Annotated in this window: 25 protein-coding genes; 19 read left to right on the plus strand and 6 right to left on the minus strand. The window is 70.0% G+C overall.

The features are described from left to right. Positions 1-214: 214 nt before the first annotated feature. Entirely contained in the window at positions 215-976 is a 762-nt protein-coding gene (locus AB0M67_RS18805; protein WP_365746717.1) for a GntR family transcriptional regulator, read from the minus strand. A gap of 671 nt (positions 977-1647) precedes the next feature. On the opposite strand from AB0M67_RS18805, the gene AB0M67_RS18810 reads away from it, so the two are divergent. The 13 genes from AB0M67_RS18810 to AB0M67_RS18870 all read left to right on the plus strand — a co-directional run bounded on the left by AB0M67_RS18810 (position 1648) and on the right by AB0M67_RS18870 (position 13877). Continuing rightward, positions 1648-1773, plus strand: coding sequence for a hypothetical protein (locus AB0M67_RS18810; RefSeq protein ID WP_365746719.1), 126 nt, complete (start codon positions 1648-1650; stop codon positions 1771-1773). Further along, positions 1770-2255 carry an ATP-binding protein gene (locus AB0M67_RS18815; protein WP_365746721.1) on the plus strand — a complete coding sequence of 162 codons (486 nt, stop codon included), beginning with the start codon at positions 1770-1772 and terminating at the stop codon, positions 2253-2255. Before AB0M67_RS18810 ends, AB0M67_RS18815 begins: the two co-directional genes overlap by 4 nt. 144 nt (positions 2256-2399) lie before the next feature. Further along, entirely contained in the window at positions 2400-2657 is a 258-nt protein-coding gene (locus AB0M67_RS18820; RefSeq protein WP_365746723.1) for a WhiB family transcriptional regulator, read from the plus strand. A gap of 173 nt (positions 2658-2830) precedes the next feature. Beyond that, complete coding sequence (locus tag AB0M67_RS18825) at positions 2831-3406, plus strand: hypothetical protein (protein ID WP_365746725.1); 576 nt, start codon at positions 2831-2833, stop codon at positions 3404-3406. After that, positions 3406-3699, plus strand: a complete 294-nt coding sequence (locus tag AB0M67_RS18830) for a hypothetical protein (RefSeq protein ID WP_365746726.1) — start codon at positions 3406-3408, stop codon at positions 3697-3699. Before AB0M67_RS18825 ends, AB0M67_RS18830 begins: the two co-directional genes overlap by 1 nt. Before the next feature lie 208 nt (positions 3700-3907). Next, positions 3908-6535: a DUF2637 domain-containing protein gene (locus tag AB0M67_RS18835; protein WP_365746728.1), complete on the plus strand. Its 2628-nt coding sequence runs from the start codon at positions 3908-3910 to the stop codon at positions 6533-6535. Positions 6536-6698: 163 nt separating this feature from the next. Beyond that, the gene (locus AB0M67_RS18840) at positions 6699-6962 is read left to right on the plus strand and encodes a hypothetical protein (protein ID WP_365746730.1); all 264 of its coding nucleotides are present in this window, start codon (positions 6699-6701) and stop codon (positions 6960-6962) included. 37 nt (positions 6963-6999) lie between these two features. Continuing rightward, a complete protein-coding gene (locus AB0M67_RS18845) occupies positions 7000-7644 on the plus strand; it encodes a hypothetical protein (RefSeq protein ID WP_365746731.1) in 645 nt (214 codons plus the stop codon). Positions 7645-8042: 398 nt separating this feature from the next. Then, positions 8043-10178 (plus strand): hypothetical protein, encoded by a 2136-nt coding sequence (locus AB0M67_RS18850; protein ID WP_365746733.1) that lies wholly within the window; start codon positions 8043-8045, stop codon positions 10176-10178. A gap of 65 nt (positions 10179-10243) precedes the next feature. After that, complete coding sequence (locus AB0M67_RS18855) at positions 10244-12730, plus strand: DNA translocase FtsK (RefSeq protein ID WP_365746735.1); 2487 nt, start codon at positions 10244-10246, stop codon at positions 12728-12730. Positions 12731-12734: 4 nt separating this feature from the next. After that, entirely contained in the window at positions 12735-12929 is a 195-nt protein-coding gene (locus AB0M67_RS18860) for a hypothetical protein (protein WP_365746737.1), read from the plus strand. Between the two features lie 13 nt (positions 12930-12942). Continuing rightward, the gene (locus AB0M67_RS18865; RefSeq protein WP_365746739.1) at positions 12943-13176 is read left to right on the plus strand and encodes a hypothetical protein; all 234 of its coding nucleotides are present in this window, start codon (positions 12943-12945) and stop codon (positions 13174-13176) included. A 113-nt stretch (positions 13177-13289) separates the two neighbouring features. After that, positions 13290-13877, plus strand: coding sequence for a hypothetical protein (locus AB0M67_RS18870; protein WP_365746741.1), 588 nt, complete (start codon positions 13290-13292; stop codon positions 13875-13877). Positions 13878-13946: 69 nt separating this feature from the next. Here the strand turns inward: AB0M67_RS18870 and AB0M67_RS18875 are convergent, their stop codons facing one another. Then, positions 13947-14351 carry a hypothetical protein gene (locus AB0M67_RS18875; protein WP_365746743.1) on the minus strand — a complete coding sequence of 135 codons (405 nt, stop codon included), beginning with the start codon at positions 14349-14351 and terminating at the stop codon, positions 13947-13949. Positions 14352-14578: 227 nt separating this feature from the next. Between AB0M67_RS18875 and AB0M67_RS18880 the strand changes: the two genes are divergently transcribed. Together AB0M67_RS18880 and AB0M67_RS18885 are read left to right on the plus strand one after the other, a co-directional pair. Further along, a complete protein-coding gene (locus tag AB0M67_RS18880; RefSeq protein ID WP_365746745.1) occupies positions 14579-14896 on the plus strand; it encodes a hypothetical protein in 318 nt (105 codons plus the stop codon). A 71-nt stretch (positions 14897-14967) separates the two neighbouring features. Then, entirely contained in the window at positions 14968-15621 is a 654-nt protein-coding gene (locus AB0M67_RS18885; RefSeq protein WP_365746747.1) for a hypothetical protein, read from the plus strand. Between the two features lie 88 nt (positions 15622-15709). Here the strand turns inward: AB0M67_RS18885 and AB0M67_RS18890 are convergent, their stop codons facing one another. The 4 genes from AB0M67_RS18890 to AB0M67_RS18905 form a co-directional block, all read right to left on the minus strand. Continuing rightward, the gene (locus tag AB0M67_RS18890; RefSeq protein WP_365746750.1) at positions 15710-16528 is read right to left on the minus strand and encodes a hypothetical protein; all 819 of its coding nucleotides are present in this window, start codon (positions 16526-16528) and stop codon (positions 15710-15712) included. Continuing rightward, on the minus strand, positions 16525-17418 hold the full coding sequence (locus tag AB0M67_RS18895; protein WP_365746752.1) for a hypothetical protein: 894 nt from the start codon (positions 17416-17418) through the stop codon (positions 16525-16527). Before AB0M67_RS18895 ends, AB0M67_RS18890 begins: the two co-directional genes overlap by 4 nt. A gap of 153 nt (positions 17419-17571) precedes the next feature. Continuing rightward, positions 17572-18087: a hypothetical protein gene (locus tag AB0M67_RS18900; RefSeq protein ID WP_365746754.1), complete on the minus strand. Its 516-nt coding sequence runs from the start codon at positions 18085-18087 to the stop codon at positions 17572-17574. 138 nt (positions 18088-18225) lie between these two features. Further along, on the minus strand, positions 18226-18546 hold the full coding sequence (locus tag AB0M67_RS18905; RefSeq protein ID WP_365746756.1) for a hypothetical protein: 321 nt from the start codon (positions 18544-18546) through the stop codon (positions 18226-18228). Positions 18547-18834: 288 nt separating this feature from the next. Here AB0M67_RS18905 and AB0M67_RS18910 point away from each other — a divergent pair, with 288 nt between their 5' ends. From AB0M67_RS18910 to AB0M67_RS18925, 4 genes are all read left to right on the plus strand, one after another. Next, on the plus strand, positions 18835-19047 hold the full coding sequence (locus AB0M67_RS18910; RefSeq protein ID WP_365746758.1) for a hypothetical protein: 213 nt from the start codon (positions 18835-18837) through the stop codon (positions 19045-19047). A 140-nt stretch (positions 19048-19187) separates the two neighbouring features. After that, complete coding sequence (locus AB0M67_RS18915; RefSeq protein ID WP_365746760.1) at positions 19188-19460, plus strand: hypothetical protein; 273 nt, start codon at positions 19188-19190, stop codon at positions 19458-19460. Further along, positions 19457-19993, plus strand: a complete 537-nt coding sequence (locus AB0M67_RS18920) for a hypothetical protein (RefSeq protein WP_365746762.1) — start codon at positions 19457-19459, stop codon at positions 19991-19993. Before AB0M67_RS18915 ends, AB0M67_RS18920 begins: the two co-directional genes overlap by 4 nt. A 125-nt stretch (positions 19994-20118) precedes the next feature. Then, positions 20119-21639 (plus strand): hypothetical protein, encoded by a 1521-nt coding sequence (locus AB0M67_RS18925; RefSeq protein ID WP_365746763.1) that lies wholly within the window; start codon positions 20119-20121, stop codon positions 21637-21639. The last annotated feature ends 46 nt before the right edge of the window (positions 21640-21685 follow it).

Below are 21685 nucleotides of genomic sequence, written 5' to 3' on the forward strand. Positions count from 1 at the left end.
GGCGTGAGTTGCAGATTACGTCCCTGGGCCCACACCAGGCCCACGTCGGGCCCACGGGCGGACCTCTCGCTGGCCGCCGCCGGTCGGGATGCTGGATGCAGATTCCGATCTTGCTCGGACCTGCCGTCCTGGGAGCACCACCGTGGAAAGAAACGTTCAGCTCGGAAGCGGCCTCGATGTGCCGCTACGCCTCCGGCATGTCGTTTTTGGTGGTTTACAGGTCGTATGCGTATTCCACGACGTACGAGGTGCTGTCCATCGTCGTCTGCTCCACGCCGAGCGCCTGTCCGTCGCCGGTGAAGGCGACGCGGTACGTGTCCAGGACGAATCGCCCGACGGGGATGCCGAGGCGACTCGCATCGCTGCTGGAGGGCGCTCGCCCTCGGATCTCCTCGCGAATGTGCCCGGGGGAAAGACCCAGTTCGGCGAGCATCGACCGCAGGTCGCCCGGCGCCGAGTCGGCACGAGCAACGGCGCTTCCGGCGCAGAGCTTGGACGGCAGGTAGGTACGGACGAGTTTCACCGGCCGGCCGTCGGCGAGAAAGCGGGAGTCGAGCACCCGCGCGGTCTCCTCGGCGCCGAGGCCGAGGACTTCGGCCACGCGGGGCGGAGGCGGTACCTCAGCGACGGCTACTTGGTCGATCGTCGTCGTCTGCGTCTCGTTCGCAGGCCAGATCCTTGGGCCGGCCGCCCACTGGTCGCCGGTTGGGCGGGGTGTGCCGTGGCGCCTGAGGAGCTGCAGGTCCTGTACGTAGACGCCCGATCCGCGGCGCCCGGCGAGGAAGCCGTCGTTCTTGAGCAGCTCGACCGCACGCTGGATGGTCACCGCGCCGACTCCGTACTCCTTGGCGAGAGCGTCCTCGCCGGGGAGTCGTTCACCAGCACGGTGGCGGCCCTCCGCGATCGCAGCCCTGAGCTGGTCGGCGATGCGCAGGTACTGGAACTTGGGCTGCGCGGAGCCCGGCGCGTCGGTCATGCGTCTCCTCTGGCTTTCTCCTTAGCGACCTGATCGTACGGGTGACCCAGCCGCGCCGACCATGACCCGCGAGCGGCTCACCTTAAGGCTTCCACATGGACATTCCAAAGTTCCCCATGGAACCTCTTGATCTCCATGTGGAACTTTGATTCACTGAGTGCGTCATCAACGAGGGCTTCACAGCCTCGGGTTGACGCCTCGTCCCGCCTTTTCTGCCTTTCAAGAGCGCCCCGCGACGGGCCGAAAGTGCCGAGAAACACGGCGGGGTGATCTTGAAAACTCCACAGCGTGATCCACCGCAGCACCACAGCCGTGAACACACCGGCTGAGGCGTGTGGAGATCAGCCGGCCGAGAAAGGGCCTTGCCCACGACGTATCGCGCAACCGGCTTAAGAAAACGGTGCGGCGACATTGACGCTGCGACGACCGCCAGGGACTGGCCTCCCAGGGCGCGAGCAGTCCGCACCGACTGAGGTCAAGCGCGCTGGAAACGCGCACCGATCACCAGTAACCGCAGCCGCCGACGCTCAGCGGACCACGCCGCGCGTCGGCGGCCGCGGCCACTCGTGACACAGACGGAACACCGCACAGATGCCTCAACGGCTGCGGCCCCGGGATGCACCCCGGGGCCGCTGTCGGTCGTACATCCACCGCGAGAGAGGACCACGACCATGACCTCCAGCATCGCATCGACCCTGCTGAACACCGCACAGGGCAGCGACAAGCCGTACGACCCTCAGATCGAGGAGGCGCTGCGGCGCGTGCAGCAGAACGGCCAGGGCGGCGGTTCGAGGTGAACGGCCGGACGATCTACGGGACCGGACACATGGTCACCGAGCGGCCGGCACTCCCGGCATCCGAGCCCGGCCTGTACCTGAGGCACCGCGACCGCGGCTTCGTCGCGCACATGCTCGCCGGGCCGTTCCGGCTCAGCCTCGTCCGCCGTCTGACGGCGAAGTCGCTGCTGGCTCACGGTGCTTCGGCCGAGACCGCGGGAACGGCGCAGCTGGTTCTCTCGGAGCTGGTCGGCAACGCGATCCGTGCCTGCGGCGACGACGTCCCGCTGGTCGTCGAGGTGTACGTCGGCGACACCGGGACCGTGGTCAGTGTCCATGACCCGGCGCCGGACCTGCTGCCCCGGCCCGCCGAGTCTGCGATGGACAGCGCTGACGCCGAGTCCGGACGCGGCTTACCTCTCCTGAATCTGCTCTGCACCGATGTCACGGTCACCGCCTCGCCCATCGGCAAGCAGATCCGCTGTCTGCTCGGGCCCGCGTAGAACCGGCGGTCGGGGGCGGGGCCGCCAGGTAGGTCAGCCGCATCCAGCCGCCGGGATCACCAGGTCCCTCCCCCCTTCCGCCTCCTCCGGGGCCGCCTGGTCCCGGAGCTCGCACCACCACCTTCACCGAAAGGAAGTCCCACCATGGACTGGCGTCACAACTCCGTTTGCCGCGAGGAAGACCCCGAGCTGTTCTTCCCCATCGGCAACACCGGCCCCGCTCTTCTCCAGATCGAAGAGGCCAAGGCCGTCTGCCGCCTCTGCCCCGTGATGGAGCAGTGCCTGCAGTGGGCGCTGGAGTCCCGCCAGGACTCCGGCGTCTGGGGCGGGCTCAGCGAGGACGAGCGCCGCGCGATGAAGCGCCGCGCCGCTCGCAACCGGGCGCGGAACGCGACCGCCTGACTTCGGTTGCGGCGCGCGCCCCGTCGAACGCGCACCGCAACCGGACAGCCGCCGTGCGCTGACGCACGGTCGGCACCATCCGGCCCGAACGGGCACGGCCCCGAGCGCGGACAGGCGCATCGGGGCCGCATAGCCACCAACTCGAACTCTTACCTCACACAGGAGTTGATCGCGTGCACACCAGGATGCCCGATACCGCACCGGGCCGCGTCACCGAGGCCGATGTACGGCCCACCGCACGCGGGACCGCCTTCGCTTCGCCCCAGCAGCACACTGCCGCGACCATGCGGTTCCTCGGCCGCCTGGCGGTTGAGTTCCTCGACGGTTCGGGGCGGGACCGGGGGCCGCTGGACCAGCGGCCCGCCGGCATGCTCGTCTCCGCGACCGGCAGGGTGACCGCGCTCCACATCTCTGATGCGGTTGAGCTGCTCCGCCTGGTCGTGACGCTCAGCGACCCGGCCGGCGGATCGGCGCTGTGCTCGGTAGACGCCGATCACTACTTCGACTTCTGCTCGTACCTGTACGAGGGCACTGAAGTACAGGTCAGCGGTAAGGTCCGGCGCCCCGCGAACGGTCGGTCGCCGCTCATCGACGCGCTGGCTGTCCGTCCGGCCGGCAACGTACGGCAGCCCGACCACCCGGACCGGACCGGCGGCGGCCCGCCCTTGCTCGGGCGTGTGTGCGCGGCGATGGGTGACCAGCGGCATCCGCTTTTGCGTGCGTCGATGGTTATGGGGGGTGCTCGCTGATGTCCGTCACCCCCACCGAGACACCGGTCGCCGACGTGCCGAGCGAGGACGATGCCCCGCTCTTCGCGGAACTGAGCCGGAGCGCGGGCATCCTGATCATCATCGTCGCCTTCGTCGGGACGATCGCCAGCATCATCGACGTCTTCGTCAACGGATGGCTGCCCGCCATGGCTCACATCGCCTGGTTCATCGGCGTCTTCCTTCTGTTCAGCCTCTTCCTGGCGACGCTCGTGACGCTTGTCGCAGGACATCGCGGCGGAGGCCGGGAGCCGCTCCCCCTCGGCGGCTCGTAGCTCCAGGGGCCAGCCGGTCAAGTGGGCACCTGCCGGGGCCGCGCGGCGAATGCAGTCGACGTGCGGCCCCTTCCGAGTGTCCGCAACCGGCGAACCTCCGGCCGCCCGCTCCACCGGGAACCGACGCGAGCGCACCCCGATGTCGGCGGGCCAGCCCACCCCCCTTCCTCCCCTGCACCCCCAGCACAGCCGAAAGGAACCGCCCGTCATGGCCGCACAGAACGGCCGGAAGCAGAACCGCCGCGGCGACCCCGCTGCGAAAAAGGCCGCCGCGTCCCGGAGTACGCCGGTGATGACCGAGGCCCGCGCAACGGCCGACGGCATCATCGCGGACGCGGAGAAGCTGGCCGGCGTCCGGGTCGAGGAAGCCGTCAAGGAGGCCGAAGCGGCCGTCGAGGAGCTCCTCGACGAGGCGCAGAAGACAGCGGACGCACTCCAGACGGATGCGGAGAAGTCCGCTGAACAGGTGCGTGGCAGCGCCCAGGAGACTGCCGACAGGCTGCTCGCCGAGGCACGCAGGGACTCCGAAGAGCTCCTGCAGACCACCCGGACGGAAGCCGAGAAGCTGAGCGCTGAGGCCGTTGCCTCTGCCGCGGAAGTCCGTGAGCGGCACGAGGCCGAGTCGGAGCGGCTTGTCGCTGAGGCGTCCACGAAGGCTGAGAAGCTTCTCGACTCGGCCTCCCGGCGTGCCGAGGATGTGCGCGCGCAGGCACAGACCTCCGCGGACGAGCTGCTGCACGAAGCGAACCGTCAGGCCGCCGCCGTCCTGGGTGAGGCCCGCGCGAAGGCGGACCAGATCAGCACCGAGGCGGAGGGCGCACTGGCCCGCGGCCGCGCTGACGCACAGAAGATCCGGGCCGAGGCCGAGGCCGAGGCTGACCGGGCCCGCCGTGCCGGCGCTGCCGACCGCGACCGGGCCAAGAACGAGGCCGTCTCCGTACGTGCTGAGGCGGAACAGCTTCGCCAGCACGCCGAAGGGACGGCCCAGGCGCTCCGCAAGCAGGCCGAGGAGACGGCCGAGCGAATCCGGCGGGCCGCGACGGACGAGGTCGCCCTGCTGCGCAAGGACGTTGCCGAGGAGGCCGAGCGCACCCGCCGAACGGCCGAGGACGAAGCGGGCCGTCTGCGGACCGGTGCCCGTACAGCGGTCGTTGACTCGGAGAAGCTCGCCGAGCACCTGGTCGGCCAGGCCCGGGAGGAAGCCGCCGGCATCCTCGCCCGGGCCGAGAACCAGGCACGCGAGCTGACCTCGCAGGCCGACACCGCCGTGCAGGACGCCAGGGCTGCCCGGATCCAGACGAACACCGAGGCCGACACGCTGCGAAAGGAGGCCGCTCAGGACCGGGACCAGGCCGCTGCGGAACTGGAGCGGGCTCTGTCCCGGACACTCCAGAAGCTGCAGAAGCGGAATCTTCGATACGAGGACGCCGAGCGCCGTCGAATCACTAAGCGGAACGAGAAGGAGGAACTGGCCGAGCAGCGGCGTACGCGCCGGGAACAGCGCAAGGCCGGCCGGCCCACCGTCCTCGACCGGGTGCAGAAGTTCTTCCGGGACAACGCGCGCCGCCTCATGGTCATCGGGCCGATCAGCGCACCGATGGCTGTCGCGTGGAGCTCCCAGACCAGCTACGCCATGGACGCGTTCGGCTGGTGGCTGATCGCCGCTCTCGGCTTCGCCGCCGCCTGGGAGTTGACCACGACGTTCACAGCGTGGATGTACCACCAGTCCCGCTCCCAGGGCGACAGCGGCCTCATCTACCGCGTCATGACCTGGGTTTTCGCAGCCGGCGCCGCGGCGATGAACTACGCCCACCACTGCGGTCCGAACGGCCAGCCGACCCAGGCCGCAGTCGCCTTCGCGACCATGTCGATCGTCGGCATGATCCTGTGGGAGTTGTACGCGTCCCTGCTGCACCGCGAGCATGCCCGGGCCGAGGGCCGGGTCGCCAAGGCTCGCCCGCGTATCGGGCTCATCCGCTGGGTGCGCTACCCCCGGCAGTCCTGGACGGCGTGGTCCCTGACCATCAACAACCAGGCGTTGGACACGCTGGAGAAGGCGTGGGAGGCTGCCGGCCGTCACCTGGCCGAGACGGACATGATCCGCCACGCCAAGAAACTGGGCTCGCTGCGCCGTGCCGTCGCCGTCCTCATCGGCGTTGGCCAGTGGCGTCCCGTCCGCAGCCTCCCCCCGGTCCCGCGGTCCTGGCGAGTGCTTCCGGTCTCCGGTACGGCGAGCCCGAGCGGGATCCCGGCCTACGCACTTCTTGAGCGGGTCTCGGCGAAGGTCCCGGTGGTCTCTGCCGAGGCCCTCGAGACCGAGACCCGTGCGGCATTGCCGGTCGGCGAGACCACGGTCTCGAAGCAGTCTCACCCGGTCTCTGAGACCGCTGAGACCGGGTCTCACATTCGTGCAGCCGATGAGACCGGGACCGCCGAGACCCGTGAGACCCGGTCTCGCGAGACCGCCCGAGACCAGTCTCATCAGTCTCAGGAGACCAGGGAGACCCGTGAGACCGGGTCTCGGGAGACCGCCCGAGACCAGTCTCGCGGGACCGGGAACGGCAGGTCTCAGCCGCACGAGATCAAGGCCGCGAAGGTCTCGCCGCTGAGGGACAAGGCCAGTGAGACCCAGAAGCTGCTGGACGTCATGTGGAAGCGGGGCGGCCCCTTCACCGTGCAGCTCGGCTCCAAGTCCCAGGCCGGGGAAGCCGAGGCGATCACCGGTCGCCCGCGGTCCACGGCAGGTAAGCGCCTGGCCGAAGCCCGCGCGCTCTACGAGGCCGGCCTCCGCACGTACCGCGAGACCGAGACCCGGGCCACCGGGACCGACGGCTGAGACCGAGACCCCGGGCCATCGAGACCCGGGGAGACCGAGACCCGGGGCCACCGAGACCCCGGGTGAGACCGAGACCGGCCGGGGGCGGCAGAGACCGCCCCCGGCCGGTCTGTACCGCGAGACCACAAACCCACGAGACCCGGACCGAAAGTGAGACCGGTACATGGCGATCGAACCCCCGCTCTACCAGTGGAGCGCCACCACCGCGCAGGAGGCCGAGACCTTCCTCACCGCGGCACGGAGTCTCATCGACGCCCACCTCATGACCCTCGTCCCCGGTCACGCCTACGTCAGGAACGAGACCCGGCGCGAGACCCCGGTCACCCTTCGCATCTCCCTTGATCTCGGCCCGGTGATCGCGGCCATCAACGAGGCGGGCCAGCGCGATGAACAGGCCGCGCCGGGCGAAGACCCTGCCGATTCCTGAGCCGCAGAGAGGCACTCCCGTGACCACCGTCTTCTTCATGACCTCTCGTACCCAGGACGCGCTGGGCCGGCTCCAGCCGCATACGGTTCCCGGCCCGGCCGCCTACATGGTGCACGTGGCCACCGAGACCGCGCGCCGGCGCTGCGCCCTGAGCCAACCCGCCCAGCTGGAAGCCCCTCAGTTCTTCCAGGTCGTTCTGGACCAGGCCCCCTTGGCGGACAGCCTGGTCACCGGGCTGGTCCGCGCCCGCAACAGCCCTTGCCCCGATCTGCAGCGGGAGGAGCCGACCGTCGCCCGCACCTACGGCGAGCAGTTGGCCTGCGTCGGCGAGTTCTACGCCTTGACGGAGACCCCCGCGATCGCCCACTTCGCGGCAGTGCATCACCACCTGGAGCAGGTCCTCGCCGTAGTCTCCCGGGCCGATCGGCGGGACTGGATTTTGCGGAATATCGTCCGTCTCCGCAAGGATCTCGACCTCCTGGAGACGGCCGTGGTGACACGCGCAATCCCCATCGACACCACGGAGCGTAATTCTCCGACGCGGTTCCGCCCCGCGTTCGAAGGTATCCCCTACGGGCTGCTCCATCCCGCGGCCACGGGTTACCCCAACTCCCGGCCAGCGAGCCGGGAACGCGCGCCAAGGCGCCGCCGGTCGCTGCTCGCTCGCCTTCTCGGCTACTGACAGCCAGCAACACAGCGTGACGTGAAGCTGGCGCGTCAACGTCAACGTCCACCTCCCGGACTTGACGCAGAAGCCCTTCTTCCTGGCCCAGACCCCAAAAAGGGCCGCCTGAGCAGCGAAATTGACGTTGACGAGAGTTCTTGACGTTGACGTTGACGCTCCGGCTTGACGCCACGAACACCACGCACAGTCACCGACTCTCGCCGCCCCTGAGTGGAGGAAACACCCCCGTGAGCACCCCCGACTACGACGTGGCGCTGCCGGCCGCCACGGCGCCCGCGCCGTCGCCCGCCGCCGTGCAGCCCCCGGCGTCGGGTTCAACAGCAGCTGCCGACCCTCAGGGGCAGCGCACCCCGCGCCGTCACTCCACGTCATCTAGTGACGGCAGTCTTGCCGGGGTGCTCATCCCTGGGGGCGCTCTTACCGGACTCATCTCGCTGTGCTGGTTGATCCACCAGTTCGGTCTCCCCGTCGTGATCTTCGCGATCCTGGCCGCAGCGGCCACCGCCACCACCGCGCTCGTCATCAAGGTCGGCCGCCGTGTGGCGAAAGGCAGTCGTGCCGGCCGCACGGGACGGGGCACCGGTGGCGCTGGCCCCGGAGGCGGGCGCAGGAGCGGGGCCGGCGGCGGCCGGGCCGCCCGCGGTGGCGGTTCGCTGAGCCAGAAGAACCGTTCCGGCAGCGCCGGGCACTCACCCCGCCGGACCGGCGGTGGGAAGGGCTCCACAACGCCCGGTGCCCTGTCCCGCAAGCCCGCGGGCATGGGCTCGGTGAAGACGCCGAGTGGCCGCACGGGTACGGGGCCCAAGAACTCCTCCACGCCCACCCCGGGCAAGGGTCTGGGCAGCGCCCGGTCGGGCTCCGGGGCGAAGCCGTACAAGGGCAGTCTCTTCGGCGGCCGTCCGGGCAGCGGCCCGGCAGGTGCCCAGGGCGGAGGAGGCAAGCACCGCAAGCCCCGGACGCCCGGTACGAACAGCCCCCGCGGCGGGCTGCTGAACCGGAAGACCCCTGGAAGCGGAACGGGCATCGGCACCACCGCGCCCGGCTCGCAGAAGTCGAACCGGAAGGGCACTGCTCCGGCGGGCAAGGGTGGTAGCGGTGCTGGTGCGGTGCCGAAGACGTCTGCCGGCGGCGGCAAGGGCGGGGCGAAGATCATCCCGTTCCCGCGTCGCGGCAAGGGCTCGGGCAAGGCAGGTTCCGGCAGCGGCAAGGGCAAGACACCGAAGGGGCCCGGCAAGAAGAAGACCGGCAAGGCGAAGGCGCCGCGGCACCGCCGCTACACCTGGAAGAGGCCGCACCGCAAGCTCGCCGCGGTAGTCGGCCGGGGCTACAAGAAGATCACCAGCAAGAAGTTCCGCCGCGGCGTGCGCCGGGCGGGGACGCCGTTCCGGGCCGTCTACCGCGGCTCCAAGAAGCACGGCGGAAAGCTCCTGGCCAACACCATGCGCTGGGGCGGCCGAGCGATGCTCAGCCTGCACTCCGCGCTCGGCAGCGTCCGCTACTCCTCGGCAGGCCCGAACTGGGTCCGCCCGCTGTCCAAGGTCATGTACTGGGCTACCAGTCCGCTGGCCAAGCTCATCACCGTCTCCCGGACCTGGTCGTGGCTGAACTCCTGGGTCTACCGGACCGCGACCGCCCGGCCCGCCCCGAAGCCGGCCGCCGCGAAGGCCCCGGCCGCGGGGACCGGCACGTCGGCCACCCCGCCCGCCGGTGGGCACACCCCCGTGCCGTCACCGGCTGCAGCAACCGCACCGAAGGGAACACCCGTGGACAACAGCCCGGTCCAGCACACCTACCCCCTCATCTACGCAGCGGACGCCATCCGCACGGCGGGGCAGGCTTTCGCCGCCGCGCCGTCCGACTCGATGAAGGGCTACGAGGCCGTGATCGAGCACCTCGGGCAGGTCAACTACGCGATGTTCGAGCTGATGCACAGGGTCGCGACCGTCACCCAGGACGACTTCAAGGTGAACACGCACATCCCGGACCAGTTCCGCATGATCGGCGTGCACTTCCTCGCCCTGGGTCAGTTCATCGACTCGGCCCACGCGCTCTACCGGCAGATCCACGCCGAGCAGCTGGAGAACATCGAGAATCCGACCTGGCAGGGCCGCAAGTGGGACGTCAGCGTGAACTGGGCGCACATCATGCCGACGTACGCCTGGGCCAACCCGCTGGTCCACGCGATGCCGCTGCTCTTCGCGTCGGCCGCGGTCCGTGACGCCGGAGCCCACATCCAGATGCACCCCTCCGGCTCGATGGTCGGCTACGAGATGACCATCGAGCACCTGGCCCCACTGGCCGAGGAGCTCTACGTGCTGATGGAGACGGTCGCCGCGGTCACCGAGTCCGAGTTCAGCGTCAACCCGGCCGTCACCGCCATGCACCGGGACGCGGCGCAGCGCTTCCGCGACCTGGGCGGCGCCATCCAGGGCGTGCACCAGATGTACCGCGTCCTGCACGCGGAGCAGCTGAACAACCTGGAGAACCCGACGTACCAGGCGGCGAAGTGGGATCAGTCCCGCAACGCGTAGTGCCTGCAGCGCCTGCGCTGCTTTCTTCCCGCGGTCTCGCTCACGAACTGAAGGAGCTCACCACCATGTCCCGCTCGAAGGACCGCGAGGTCACCCCCTGGGTGCACGGCGTGTTCTCCACACCACTGTTCACCTCGGGGGTGATCTACCTCGGCGGTGTCGGACTGGGCACCGTCGAGGACCTCGGGCACACCGTCCCGCTGGAGTTGCTGGGTCTGGGCTCGGTCGGCGGTGTGATCGCCGCCGCGGCCGCCCGCTACGTGCGCACCGGCGGCCCGGAGGCGAGCAGGAAGGCCCGCTGGTTCCACACGGCGTTCACCGGCGTGTGGACCGGCGCGGCAGCGGCCTGGCTGAACTACACCGCGCACGGCACGCCGTGGACGCTGGCCTCGGCCGCGGCGGTGGGCGCGGTCACCGTGTGCCTGGCGCCGTTCTACGGAGTCGACCGGTACCTGCGCGCACCGGAGATCGCGGAGATGTGGCAGCGTGAGGAAGCGTCGATGGCCAGGCCCCTCACGGACTGGGCGGACATGTTCACGGCAGCCGGAGCCCGCGGTGTCTCCGTAACGAAGCGTGACAAGGCGCACAACGGGTTCACGCTGACGCTGCGGCTGACCGAGACCGACTACGAGGGTCTGCAGCCGCTGCTGAAGAAGCTGGAGATGAAGGCCGGGGTCCGGCCCGGCGCGCTGACCCTCAAGCCGGGCGAGATGGCCGACGAGGCGTTCCTGTCGGTGTCGACGCGCAACGTCCTGGCAGAGCTCGTCGAGCTCGACGAAGGCCACCACCCGATCACCATCAACGAACCGCTGACGCTGGGCATGCTGGAGTCAGGTGAGCCCATCGAGCTGCTGATGCGCCAGAACTCGGTGTTCATCGCGGGCAAGAAGGGCAGCGGCAAGAGCGTGCTGCTGCACGTCCTGATTTCCCTGCTGACCCGCTGCATCGACGCCGTCATCTGGATGGTCGACATGGCCGGCGGCAACACCGCCAAGCGCTGGATCCGCCCGTGGGTGGAAGGGTGGAAGGACAAGGACGGCAAGGTCGTCGACCGGCCGCTCATCGACTGGGTGGCCATCACCGAGGACGAGGCCGTGCGTATGTACAACGCCGCGCACGACATCGCCGATGAGCGGGCGAAGACCATGCGCGGCGGCAAGATCGTCCCGGAGCGCCGCCGCCCGGCCATCATCCTCATCACCGAAGAGGGATCGGACCTGATGGCCTGGTCCCCCGCGGCCGTCAAGCCCAAAACCCGGGGCATCAAGAAGGGGAGGAAGGCGGCGATCGACTACGTCGACGTCGCCCAGCGCGGCACCGGACCCAACACCGGCGGCGGCGAGATCGAGTCCCAGTACGACACGGTGATCGGGCTGAAATTCCCGCGCCGCGGTGAAGGGCAGTACGTCTTCCCCGACTTCTACCACCAGGTCAACCTGGCGGCGCTGCCCGGCAACGGCGCCTGCTACTGCAAGACCCCGCAGATGCCGACCATGGACCCGCCGGCGAAGGGGCGGATCGCGTTCGTCAACGACGACGAGGACCGGGACGACATCGAGCAGATGGCCGTGGAGCGCTGGGAAATCCGCCCGGACCTCGACGACGAGGCCGTGGCCGTCGCATGCAAGTGGGGCTACGAGGACCGCTGGTCGGACCCCGAGCGCATGGGCTGGCTCCTGGACGCTTACGGACTGGACCGCCCGGCCGTCGCGGCGACGGCGCTCTCCTCGGGCGGTGGCACCGCCACCATCCAGACTGCTCCCGCTCCCCCGGCCGCACCGCCCACGGGGCTGCCGGGCAACGGTGGCGGTCCGGGCGGCGGCTCGCTGCCCGGCAACCTCGGTGACCTGCCGTCCGCACAGGACTACCTCAAGAAGTACGGCGGGCAGCAACCGCCGGCCGACGACCCGTCCGCTTCTGCGAGCGGCCCGCCCGCAGACGACGCCGAGATCGAGGCTGCCGTCGCCCGAGCGGTCGCCGAGGCAGAGCGGATCACCGCACAGGCCGCGGAGAACAAGGAGTTCGACAAGCCGAAGGAACCCGAGACCCGGCCCCGTCAGCATCCGCGGCGCGACGAGGTCATCGCGATGGTGCGCGACGCCGGCCCCGCGGGCACCACGATCGAGGACTGCCGCACCGAGCTCGCCGCTCGGTACCCGGACGAGAAGGTGCCCTCCCGGCAGTCCATCTCGACCTGGTTCGCCAGCATGAAGGACATCGTGCAGCCGGGCGGGCACAAGACCCCGTATGTGTGGCGCGACAACGCGGCGCCGGTGACGGACGAGGAGGCCGAGGACGACCTCGACACCCTCGAAGGGGAGGACCTCGACCTGTTCCTGCACGCCGTCGAGCTGATCGTCAGCACGCAGTTCGGCTCAGCGTCGATGCTCCAGCGCAAGCTGCGCGTCGGCTTCGCCAAGGCCCTCTGGTTGATGGACCAGATGACCGCCCGCGACATCGTCGGCGCCCGCGACGGATCCAAGGCCCGCGACGTCCTGTACCGCGCCGACGACCTGGACGACCTTCTCCACCAGCTCAAGAACGAGGACTAGACACATGGCCATCAGCATCTCTGTCGTCCTCCTTCTGGCGGTCATCCTCCTCATCCTGCTGCGCGGCGGCCACCTGCGGCTGATTCCCGCTCTGGTCGCCGTCGCCTTCGGGTTCTTCCTGGCCTCCACCGGGGTCGCGCCGGCCATCACGAACGCCTTCAACGCCGTGGCCGACGCGGTGCGCGGCATCAACTTCTGACAGAAAGGTTCCGATGGACGTGTTCCTCGTCCTGGCCGGCGTCCCGGTCGGCGCCCTGCTCGTCGTGCTGGGGCAGCGGATCGTCCGGCAGCTGCGCCCCCTGCCCAGCTGCACCTGGTGCGCGACCGCCTCGGGGTGGCCCGTCACCGGCCACCCCACCCACCACTGCCGGGGGTACATCGCCCTGGTCCGCGAGCGTGATCCGTCCTACGGCGACAACGCCTGGCGCCAGCCCGGCTCACGCTGACCTCCGGCCCTGCGAATCACCGGGCCGCCGCTTCACCCTCCGCGCCGGCCCCGGGCACCTCCCCTTGTCCTTCCGGGAGAGGTGCCTTCCTCTTTTCACGAAGGAGCCATCCCGTGTCCCCCGACACCACCCAGCACGACGCCCTCGCCCGCAAGCTCCTCGATGAGGTGTACAGCGACTCCGCCCCCATCAGCCGGGACATCCCCGCCCCGGCCCCGGTGGCACCGGGCACCATGCCCTTCGTCATCCCCGACGGCTGCACCTTCCGCGAGACCCACCGGACCAACGCCGACGGGTCCACGGAGTTGATCCGCGAGACCCTCCCTCTCGCCTCACCGCCCGCCGCCGTGGAACACCGCTCCACCGCGCCTGCCACCGGGACGGCCGCTTCGGTCGGGGCCGGCGCCGCTCGCGGGAGCCTGCCGTCCTGGCTCACCGCCAACCGGCGCCGCATCAAAGCCGGCGCGTACCTCGGCGCCGGCACCGCGCTCACGGTGGCGGGCGGCGTCTACGGTCCGCAGATCGCCTCGGGCATCACGACGGCCGCCGCAGCGGTGTGGGCCGCGACCCTGACCGTCCTGAAGGTCGTCGGGCTCGCCGTGGCCATCGGTGTGGCCGTGCGCATCGCCTGCGGGGGCGGCAAACGTGGCCGTACCGGCACGTTCGAAGGGACGGTCAAGGGGACCTGGCGCAAGGACTGACCGCCGGCCAACCAACCGAGCCGGCGGGGGCCGGGCCGCCCGGGGTACGGCGGCGGCCCGCCGAGCGGCCTACCGCCTCCTCGACGAGGCGACGAGTCCCCTTCCTGGTTCGTCACGGATCTTGTGAAGCTCAGGAACACGCGAATCGGTCAGAGGAATGGTCCTGCCGTGGGTCCATCGCGACAACTCGCCCCCGAAGTGCAGTCCGTAGACGAACGCGACGTGCACGGGGCTCGCCTCGGCCGCCGCGACTGCACTCAGAAGGCCGGCGATGAGCTCACCGCCGCGCTCTGCCCGACAGGCCGCTACCACCGCCCACGCGTCCTCGACGCCATCGACGCACGCCATGATCCGGGCCTGCTGACCCGCTTCCGGGCGGCGCTCCTGACCCGGCCCCCACAGATCGACAGCTGCAATACGACGTGTCGCGACGAGCCGGTCATCGGCCATCCGAAGCCAGGCACTTGCACGCATAAGCACTCCTCGCGATCCAGGGGACACGAACGTACGAGCGCCAGCCTGTGGACAGTGCCGAGGGCCCGGCCCCGGACTCACCCCGACAGATCCGAAAGGCCGGCGCGGCGGACGCGGTGACGTCACTCCAACTCCGGGCCCGTCCGGGTGCGGCCGATGACACCCGCGGCGGTTCGCGCTGCATCCACCGACCCGGTGCACCACCCCGAAGGGAATGTGGAACTGAGATGACATGGATGAGACTGATCGAGCGAGTGCGGGTGCGCCGTACAGCGCGAGACCCGGCCCGCCAACCCGTACGAACGGACCCCGGCCCGCGAAGGGCCGCGACAGCCGCGCCCACACCCGGGTCGAGGTCCACGGACCTGCGTCCGCTGGCCTGGTACGAGCTGTCCGCGTGGCTCTGCCCGGCCCCTGAGTGCGGGCTGCCGGCGGCCTCGGGTACCCATCACTGGGACGACCGCGGGCCCTACCAGCAACTCAGCAATCACGCCCTGCGGTGCCCCGCCGGACACCGCTGGACGAACAGCACCGACGGCGGCTGACGCATGGACACACGAGCGCGAAACGATCATCGTGACGCGGGGCCGGACCGGCCCCCTGCAGAAGGGACCTCATGACGATGCACACGCCCGGCCGTTGCCAGCAGTGTGGCAGCACCGATCCGGCGGAACTCTTCGTACCGTCCTGGGACGACAATCCGACCTGGGAGGGCAGCGAGCTCTACTCCGACCTCGCCACGGCGCAGATGCTCAGTGCGGACGCCTACGTCCTGGAGATGTATCCCGTCCAGGACGAAGACGACCGCCCGGGAGACCTCGCCTGGGTCCGCGCGAAGGGCGGCTGGGAGCTGACCGACGGCGACAACCCAACCCCGGTGTCGATCAACGTCCGTCCGGTTCGCGGCCGCCCGTCCGCGGCTGGGACGATGACGACCGCCCAACAGCTGTCCCTGGCCAGCGAGTTCCGGGTGCCGCTGCCGCAGGGCAGCGCCGGCGGCTACGGCGAAGTCGTGGTCAAACAGGACCTGGCGGGGGACGCCTGGGGCGTGACCAACGGGGCGCTCACCGGCCTGCAGGCGTGGATCGACGGCGAGGGGTGGAGGTACGTCTCGGACGTCGGCCGGGCGGCCGCCTTCCGGCGTACAAGGGAGGAGGCTCTGCTCCTGGCCCACCAGGTCGCCGAGCTGGAAGCGGCCTGTTACCAGGCGGAGATCGCGGCGGCGCAGCCGGAGGAGGGCGCCGGCCCATCGGGCGGTCTGCCGGGTTGAGGACCTGCGCCAGATGAGCAGCCAAGAAGGGCCGGCCCGCTTACGCGGGCCGGCCCTTTTTTGCTTGGTCGAACCGGTGAACCCGGCGTCAGCGCCGGGTGCTCTCCTCTGCCGGCGCGAGGTCGAGTGCCCGGTCGAAGCGTTCTTCGCGGTCCTCAGCGAGGAGGTCGAGGAAGGACAGCTTGTGGCCGAAGCGGTACGACGCCCAGTCGGGTCGGATTTCCAACCCGTCTGCGGTCCGGGCCTTCAGCGCCTGGAGGGCGCGCCTCCACTGCTCCGCCGCGGGGAGCGCTTCCCACACCTCGATGAGCTCGTCCTCGTCGGCGTCCAGAGCGCCGAGATCCGTACCGCGGGCGCTATAGAAGTCGGGGAAGGTGTCGGAGAAGGACATGACGACCGGCTGGTCGTCACACTGACGGAGAAGGTCAATCACGCCGTCCCAGCCGAGCCCGGACCTGAAGGACCCGTCGTCCAGGCCGCCCTGGACGACGTCGGCGAGCCAGCTCCGGTGTGCCCCGTTGACCCAGCAGTTGACCTCGCACTGGCCGTGCAGACGCGCGGCGAGCTTCACCGGGTCACCGCCCAGGACCATGGCCGTGTTGAGCTGCATCGGGAACAGCGCGAGCTCGTGTCCCCGGTAGGTGACCAGAGGGTCGTCGAAGATGCTCTGTGCGGCGTGGACGTACTGCCGCTGCCAGGCGGCCGTCTGCCGGCCATGGGGTACGGGAAGGTCGCGGAGTTCGTGGTCGCGCGGCAGCAAGTCGTACAGGGTGGGCGCGATTTCAGCGGCGCGGCTGCCCATGAGCAGGGTCGCGGACGTCTCGTGGACCAGGCCGAGCATCCGGTGCCGCTCGGGGCCGCGGAGGCTGGCGGTGCCGTGCTGGTCTTGGAACTGGATGAAGCTCAACGGTGGTCCTTCGTCTTCGTCAGGGTCACGGTCTGGGGGGTTTCGTGCGGTGGCAGGCTGAGCCGGGTGGTGTTGGCCAGCTCGGCGACGGCTTCCTTGGGGACGTCGATTATGTCTTCGATCAGGCGCATGGCGCGCCGGTATGCGAGCTGACGCTCGTGGCTGTTGCCGTCCTCGTCGAGGGCCGTGGTGAGCAGCAGGCGTGCTTGCTTCACGGCGCGCCGCTCCGGGGCTGGCAGGAGGTCGGTCCCCTGCTTGCGGGCGTGCCGGTCGGCTGCTTTCCAGGCGATTTCCAGTTCCGTCACAGCAGCGCGGTAGTCGGCGCCGGGGTTGGTCCGGGCGTCGCGGGCGGCGTCGAGGGCGTGAATGAGCCGGACCGTCTCGGCGACCGTGATGTCGGCGAGGGCGGGCCGGTCGAGGACGGCGAGGATGTCGGTCACGAAGGCGGCGTAGTCGTTGAGGACCTGGTCGTGTCGGGTTTCGAGCTCGGTGCGGCGCAGCTGGTCCTTCACCCGTCGCTGGTGGTGGCGGTGCAGAAAGTAGAGGAGGGCCACGACTGCGGCCAGGGTGAGGAGGAGGCCCGCGCCGGAGACGATCGTGCCCCAGGGGATGTTGACCGCGGCAGGGTCGGGGTCGTGCTTCGGCTGCGGCGGGCTGGGGGTCGCGGTATCGGCGTCGTTCGGCCCGAGAAAGGTGCCGGCGAAGTCGTGGAGGAGGCCGGTGAGGGCTTCGGGGAAGAAGACGACACCGGCTATGGGGACTGCACCCAGCAACATACTGACGGCGGCGCCCGTTTCACCGCGCGCCATCCGGGCGAAGGCCGCGACGGCGATGGATATCAAGGCCATGTTGCCCAGGACGAGGAGGATCCATTGGAGTTGCTCGTGCATGGTGCTGTCCTTCACAGGGTTCACCGCTGGCGAGGAGTTCGCTGCTGGCGGCGGTTGGCCGCAGGACCGACACTGCGGCGGGCTGCCTGTGGACAGAGTCCGGCGACGAGCGGTGGAGGGGCCGGCCGTCGGGCCGCCCCTCCGCGCACGTCGTCAGATGTGGTCGCCCTTGTTCACGTCGTCCCAGACGTCCTTGCTGACCCGCTTCCACCCGGTGCGCTTGCCGTCCTGGAGCTTGAGCTCCCAGCGGGCGTCGACGTAGTCGCACACACGGCGGCTGGAGGTCTTGCCGGTGTCCTTCTGCTTGTTCTTGGACGTTCCCGTGCCGTGGTTGCCGGTGTCCTTCTGGAGGTTCTTCGGCGCGGCGGGCCTGTTGTTGCCGGAAGAGCCGGAACTGCTTGAGTTCTTGGAGCCGCTGGACCCGCTGCGGCTTCCGGAGCCCGAGGAACTGCTGCGGCCGCCGCTGGAACCACCGGTGAGGGAGAGCGACTGGCTGAAGGCGTTCGAGGTCACGTTGCGGCAGTTGGTCGAGGTGTATCCGCCGTGGCCGCGCTTGTCCTTGACGATGCCGTGCTCGATGGAGCCGGATCCGGAGCAGGCCGTGAGGAGCAGTGCTGCGGTTGCCGTGGTCGCGCCGGTCAGGGCGATGCGGCTGGAAGATGTCTTCAAGGGGCGCCTCTCGTCTTCAGTCTGCGGAGCGTGGTCGGACGCGCGGATTGCGGGTCCACCGGATGGGGCGGAGCGGGAAAACGGTGCAGGTGGCGGCCTGTGGACAGCGGACGTCTGGTGTCCGGGCGGGGGTGGTTCTCAGGCGGCCAGCGTGTGGACCCGCCGCAGGACCTTGGGGCCGTCGCCGTCGTCGACGGTGTAGCGGAAGCTGAGGTCGCGCACGTGCAGGGCCTGGTGGACGGCCTTGATGACGATGGCGTCGATACGGTCGGTGGCGGGGATGGCCGCGCCGCAGGTGCAGGAGACCTGGATGCGACGCCCCCCGTGGGCGCTGCACGCGCGGCTGGCGCTGCGTCCGCTGCCGGTGAGCTGGTGCGGTCCGGTCATGGGGCAGGTGGTGCCGTCCCGGTGGACGCCGTTGATCTCGACGGTGGGCGCGTGCTTCTTGATGTCGGTCATGGGACTCCTTAAGTGCGTGGCGCAGCGGGCGGCGCATGGCGAAGCCCGGTGCGAAGAGGGAGGGCGCGGAGGCGCGGGTGTCCTCGCGCTCGGCCAGCGGGGGAGGTCAACTGCCGTTGCAGCCGGTTCACTTCAACCCGTTTGACAAGTAAGAGACTACATGGAGATCGATCATGAATCAAGCCCGGCGGGATTCTGGCCATAGTGGTGTGACAAGTTAGATTTGACTTAATCCGTCAATATCTGTATTATCTTACTTGTCAAACAGTACGGCGGAAGGGGCCCCCGATGACCAGCACGCAGACGGCGACCAGCACCACCGAGGCCATCCAGGCCCGCATGGCGAAGATCCGCACCGAGTCCGCCACCGCCCGCGCCAACGGCGACACCCTCACCGAGAACGCCCTGGACGGCGAGATGACCTACCTGGGCCAGCGCCTGCGCAACCTGCGGCCGACCCCGCAGTACGGCGACGACCGCTGCTGCACCACCTGCCCGTGACGCCCCGGGTGCCGGACCGAAAGGCCCGGCACCCGGCCACACCCGCCCCTCCCCTTCCTTCCGACGTCGCCCACGCCCCTTCGACGCGGACCGCCCAGAACCGACGTCGCGGCACCGCCGCACGATTCCCTTGGAGCCGCATGGATCTTCTCGCCGCCGACCGGGGCCGCACGGCCGTCGACCACTACAGTGCCGAGGGGCATAGCAGCGACGACGCCCCGACCAGCCTCGCCGACCTCATCGCCGACGTGCTCATCTGGGCCGCGCTTGAGGGAATCGACTGGGAAGACGCCCTGGAGAGGGCCCAGGGCTACGCGCTGAGCGGCGCGCCGTGCCCGCGATGCTTCAGCGAGGTCCCCTCCGCCAGTCTCAACTGCCCCGCCTGCGCCGCCGGTGCGCCGGAATCCCGGTGAGCCAGTACCGTGCGCTCGGCAGCCTGCAGTTCCGGGCGCTGACCCACCTCGCGAGTCGCAACTCCGGTACCTGGTACCGGGGATGCGACTGGCAGATCGGGTCGCCGTCCCAGACCGAGCAGATCCTGGACTCCCTCGTGCGGCGCGGATTCGCCACGAAGGCGAGCGGGAGCGGCACCTACCGGATCGCCGAGCTCGGGCTGAACGAGCTGGGCTGGTACACCTGCCACGACTGCACCCGGCTCACCCGGCTGAAGTTCACCGGTGACTTCCGGCGTACGGACCGGCGCGTGCGCTGCGCGGAATGCTTCACGCTCACCTCCTGCGGCCTGTGCGAACGCTGCTCGGGCGAGTGCCAGGGCTTCCGGCCGGGCCCGCGCGTCCATGTACTGCACCTCGCCGTCACTACGGCCTGTCGCGACGCTCTGGCCGGCGCGGCCCCGGCCCAGGACTCGACCCGCGTCCCAGTCCGGGTCGGCAACCGTGACGCCGCCGCCGATGCAGCCCGTGAGCTGTACAACGCCCTTCACTAACCCTCCGCCTCCTGCACGTTCACATCGAAAGGCACCACTTGAGCGCGTCCTCCTCCCGCGGCCCCCGCCCCTCGTCCGGCTCTGTCTCTGTCCCGGCGCCCGTCCCCGTCGCGGACACGCCGCGCATGGTCGCCACCGTCTGCTCATGCGGCGCCGATGCCGAGATGCCGCTCAACGGGTCCCGTCCCCCCTGCACCCACGACGGCGAGATCCGAACCAACGGCGGCATCGTTCTCGGTGGCTACGTCGTCCGCCCGGCCACCCCGGGCACGTGCCACACCGACCGCCACACCGTGCACAACGTCGCCCGCTGGGAGGCCCGCAATACCGTCGCCCGGTGCGGCGAATGCGTCGCGGCGGACCTTGGGGTCACGGTCGACGCACTGCCGGGCCAGACACCGCACGAGAGCGAGGCCGCCTCACTCCCCGACCGAACGAGCGGCACGAACCTCACTTCGTACACCGACTTCCACGGCACCCGCATCGGTATCACCCCCGTGGAAAGCGGCGGAGAAATGTACGTGTCGGTCACGACGAAAGAGCACAACCACGGGCTGTTTCGCCTGAGCCGGTGCGGGGAGAGCCCCCTCACGCCTGCGGGGCGACTCACGGCGAACGCCGTAAGGACGCTGAAGGCATACCTGCGCGACGAGAAGGGCGCCGAAGCCGTCCCGGCTCCCGTCACGGACACACCGCGCATGGCCGCCACCGACGCGCCCACGGCTCCGGCGCCGCACGGCTACACCTGGGCCGACGCCCGGGAGATCAAGGCCCGTGACCTCACGGCGGGCGACGTCTTCGTGAAGCCGGGCACGGGCACCGCGTACACCACGGCGACGGACGGCACCGTACGGGGCGCCGGCATCGCGTTCGGGATGGAGCTGGACGGCACGGCATGGACCGTGGTGTCCCGCACCGCCGACACCGCCACGTGCACCAGCCACACAGGCCAGACCCTCACCGACGCCCCCCTGCCGGACACCTCCCGGGTGCTGCGCGTCCGGGAGGAGCGAGAGGAAACCATGGATGCCGCCGAAGCCGTCGCACGAGTCAAGGAAATCTACGCCGCGTCGCAGGACGAGGCACCCGCTCCGGCCGCCGCGGTTCTGGCGCGCATCATGGACGTGATCAGCCAGGTTGACGCCACCATGGTCATGTACGACGACCGGGCAACGGACGCCATCGGCAGCGCCGTTGACGACACCACACCCCTGGACGAGATGGGGACCGACGACCTGCTGACCGTGCTCCGCGAGAACACCGTCGACATCCCGAAGTGGAGTCTGTTCGCCGAGGCGTGGGCCCTCCTGGACCGCATCCTCACCGACGGCGGGCCGGAGTGCCTGCCCGCCCCGTGGGACGGCCCCGCCGAGGGAACTCTCATCCCCCACGACGCGGACCCCGAGACCCTGATCAACCTGAACGCGCGCTTCACCCCGCAGGCCCCCGTCGACCCCGAGGGCGACACCCACCCGTGCACCCAGGTGGGCACCGCGCAGATCTACACGTACCGCAAGAACGGACGACTCGTCGTCGCCGTGGAGACCAGCGGCATGGACTCCACGGGGGACAGCGTGGAGACGGACGCCGACGGCAACGTGCCCATGACCATCACGGTCAACGGCCACGTCGTCTTCACCGAGTAACACCCGCACAACAACCCCCGGCGGGCTCGGCCGACACAGGGCACCG

It is taken from the genome of Streptomyces sp. NPDC051662 (genome assembly GCF_040681655.1).
Lineage (GTDB): Bacteria > Actinomycetota > Actinomycetes > Streptomycetales > Streptomycetaceae > Streptomyces.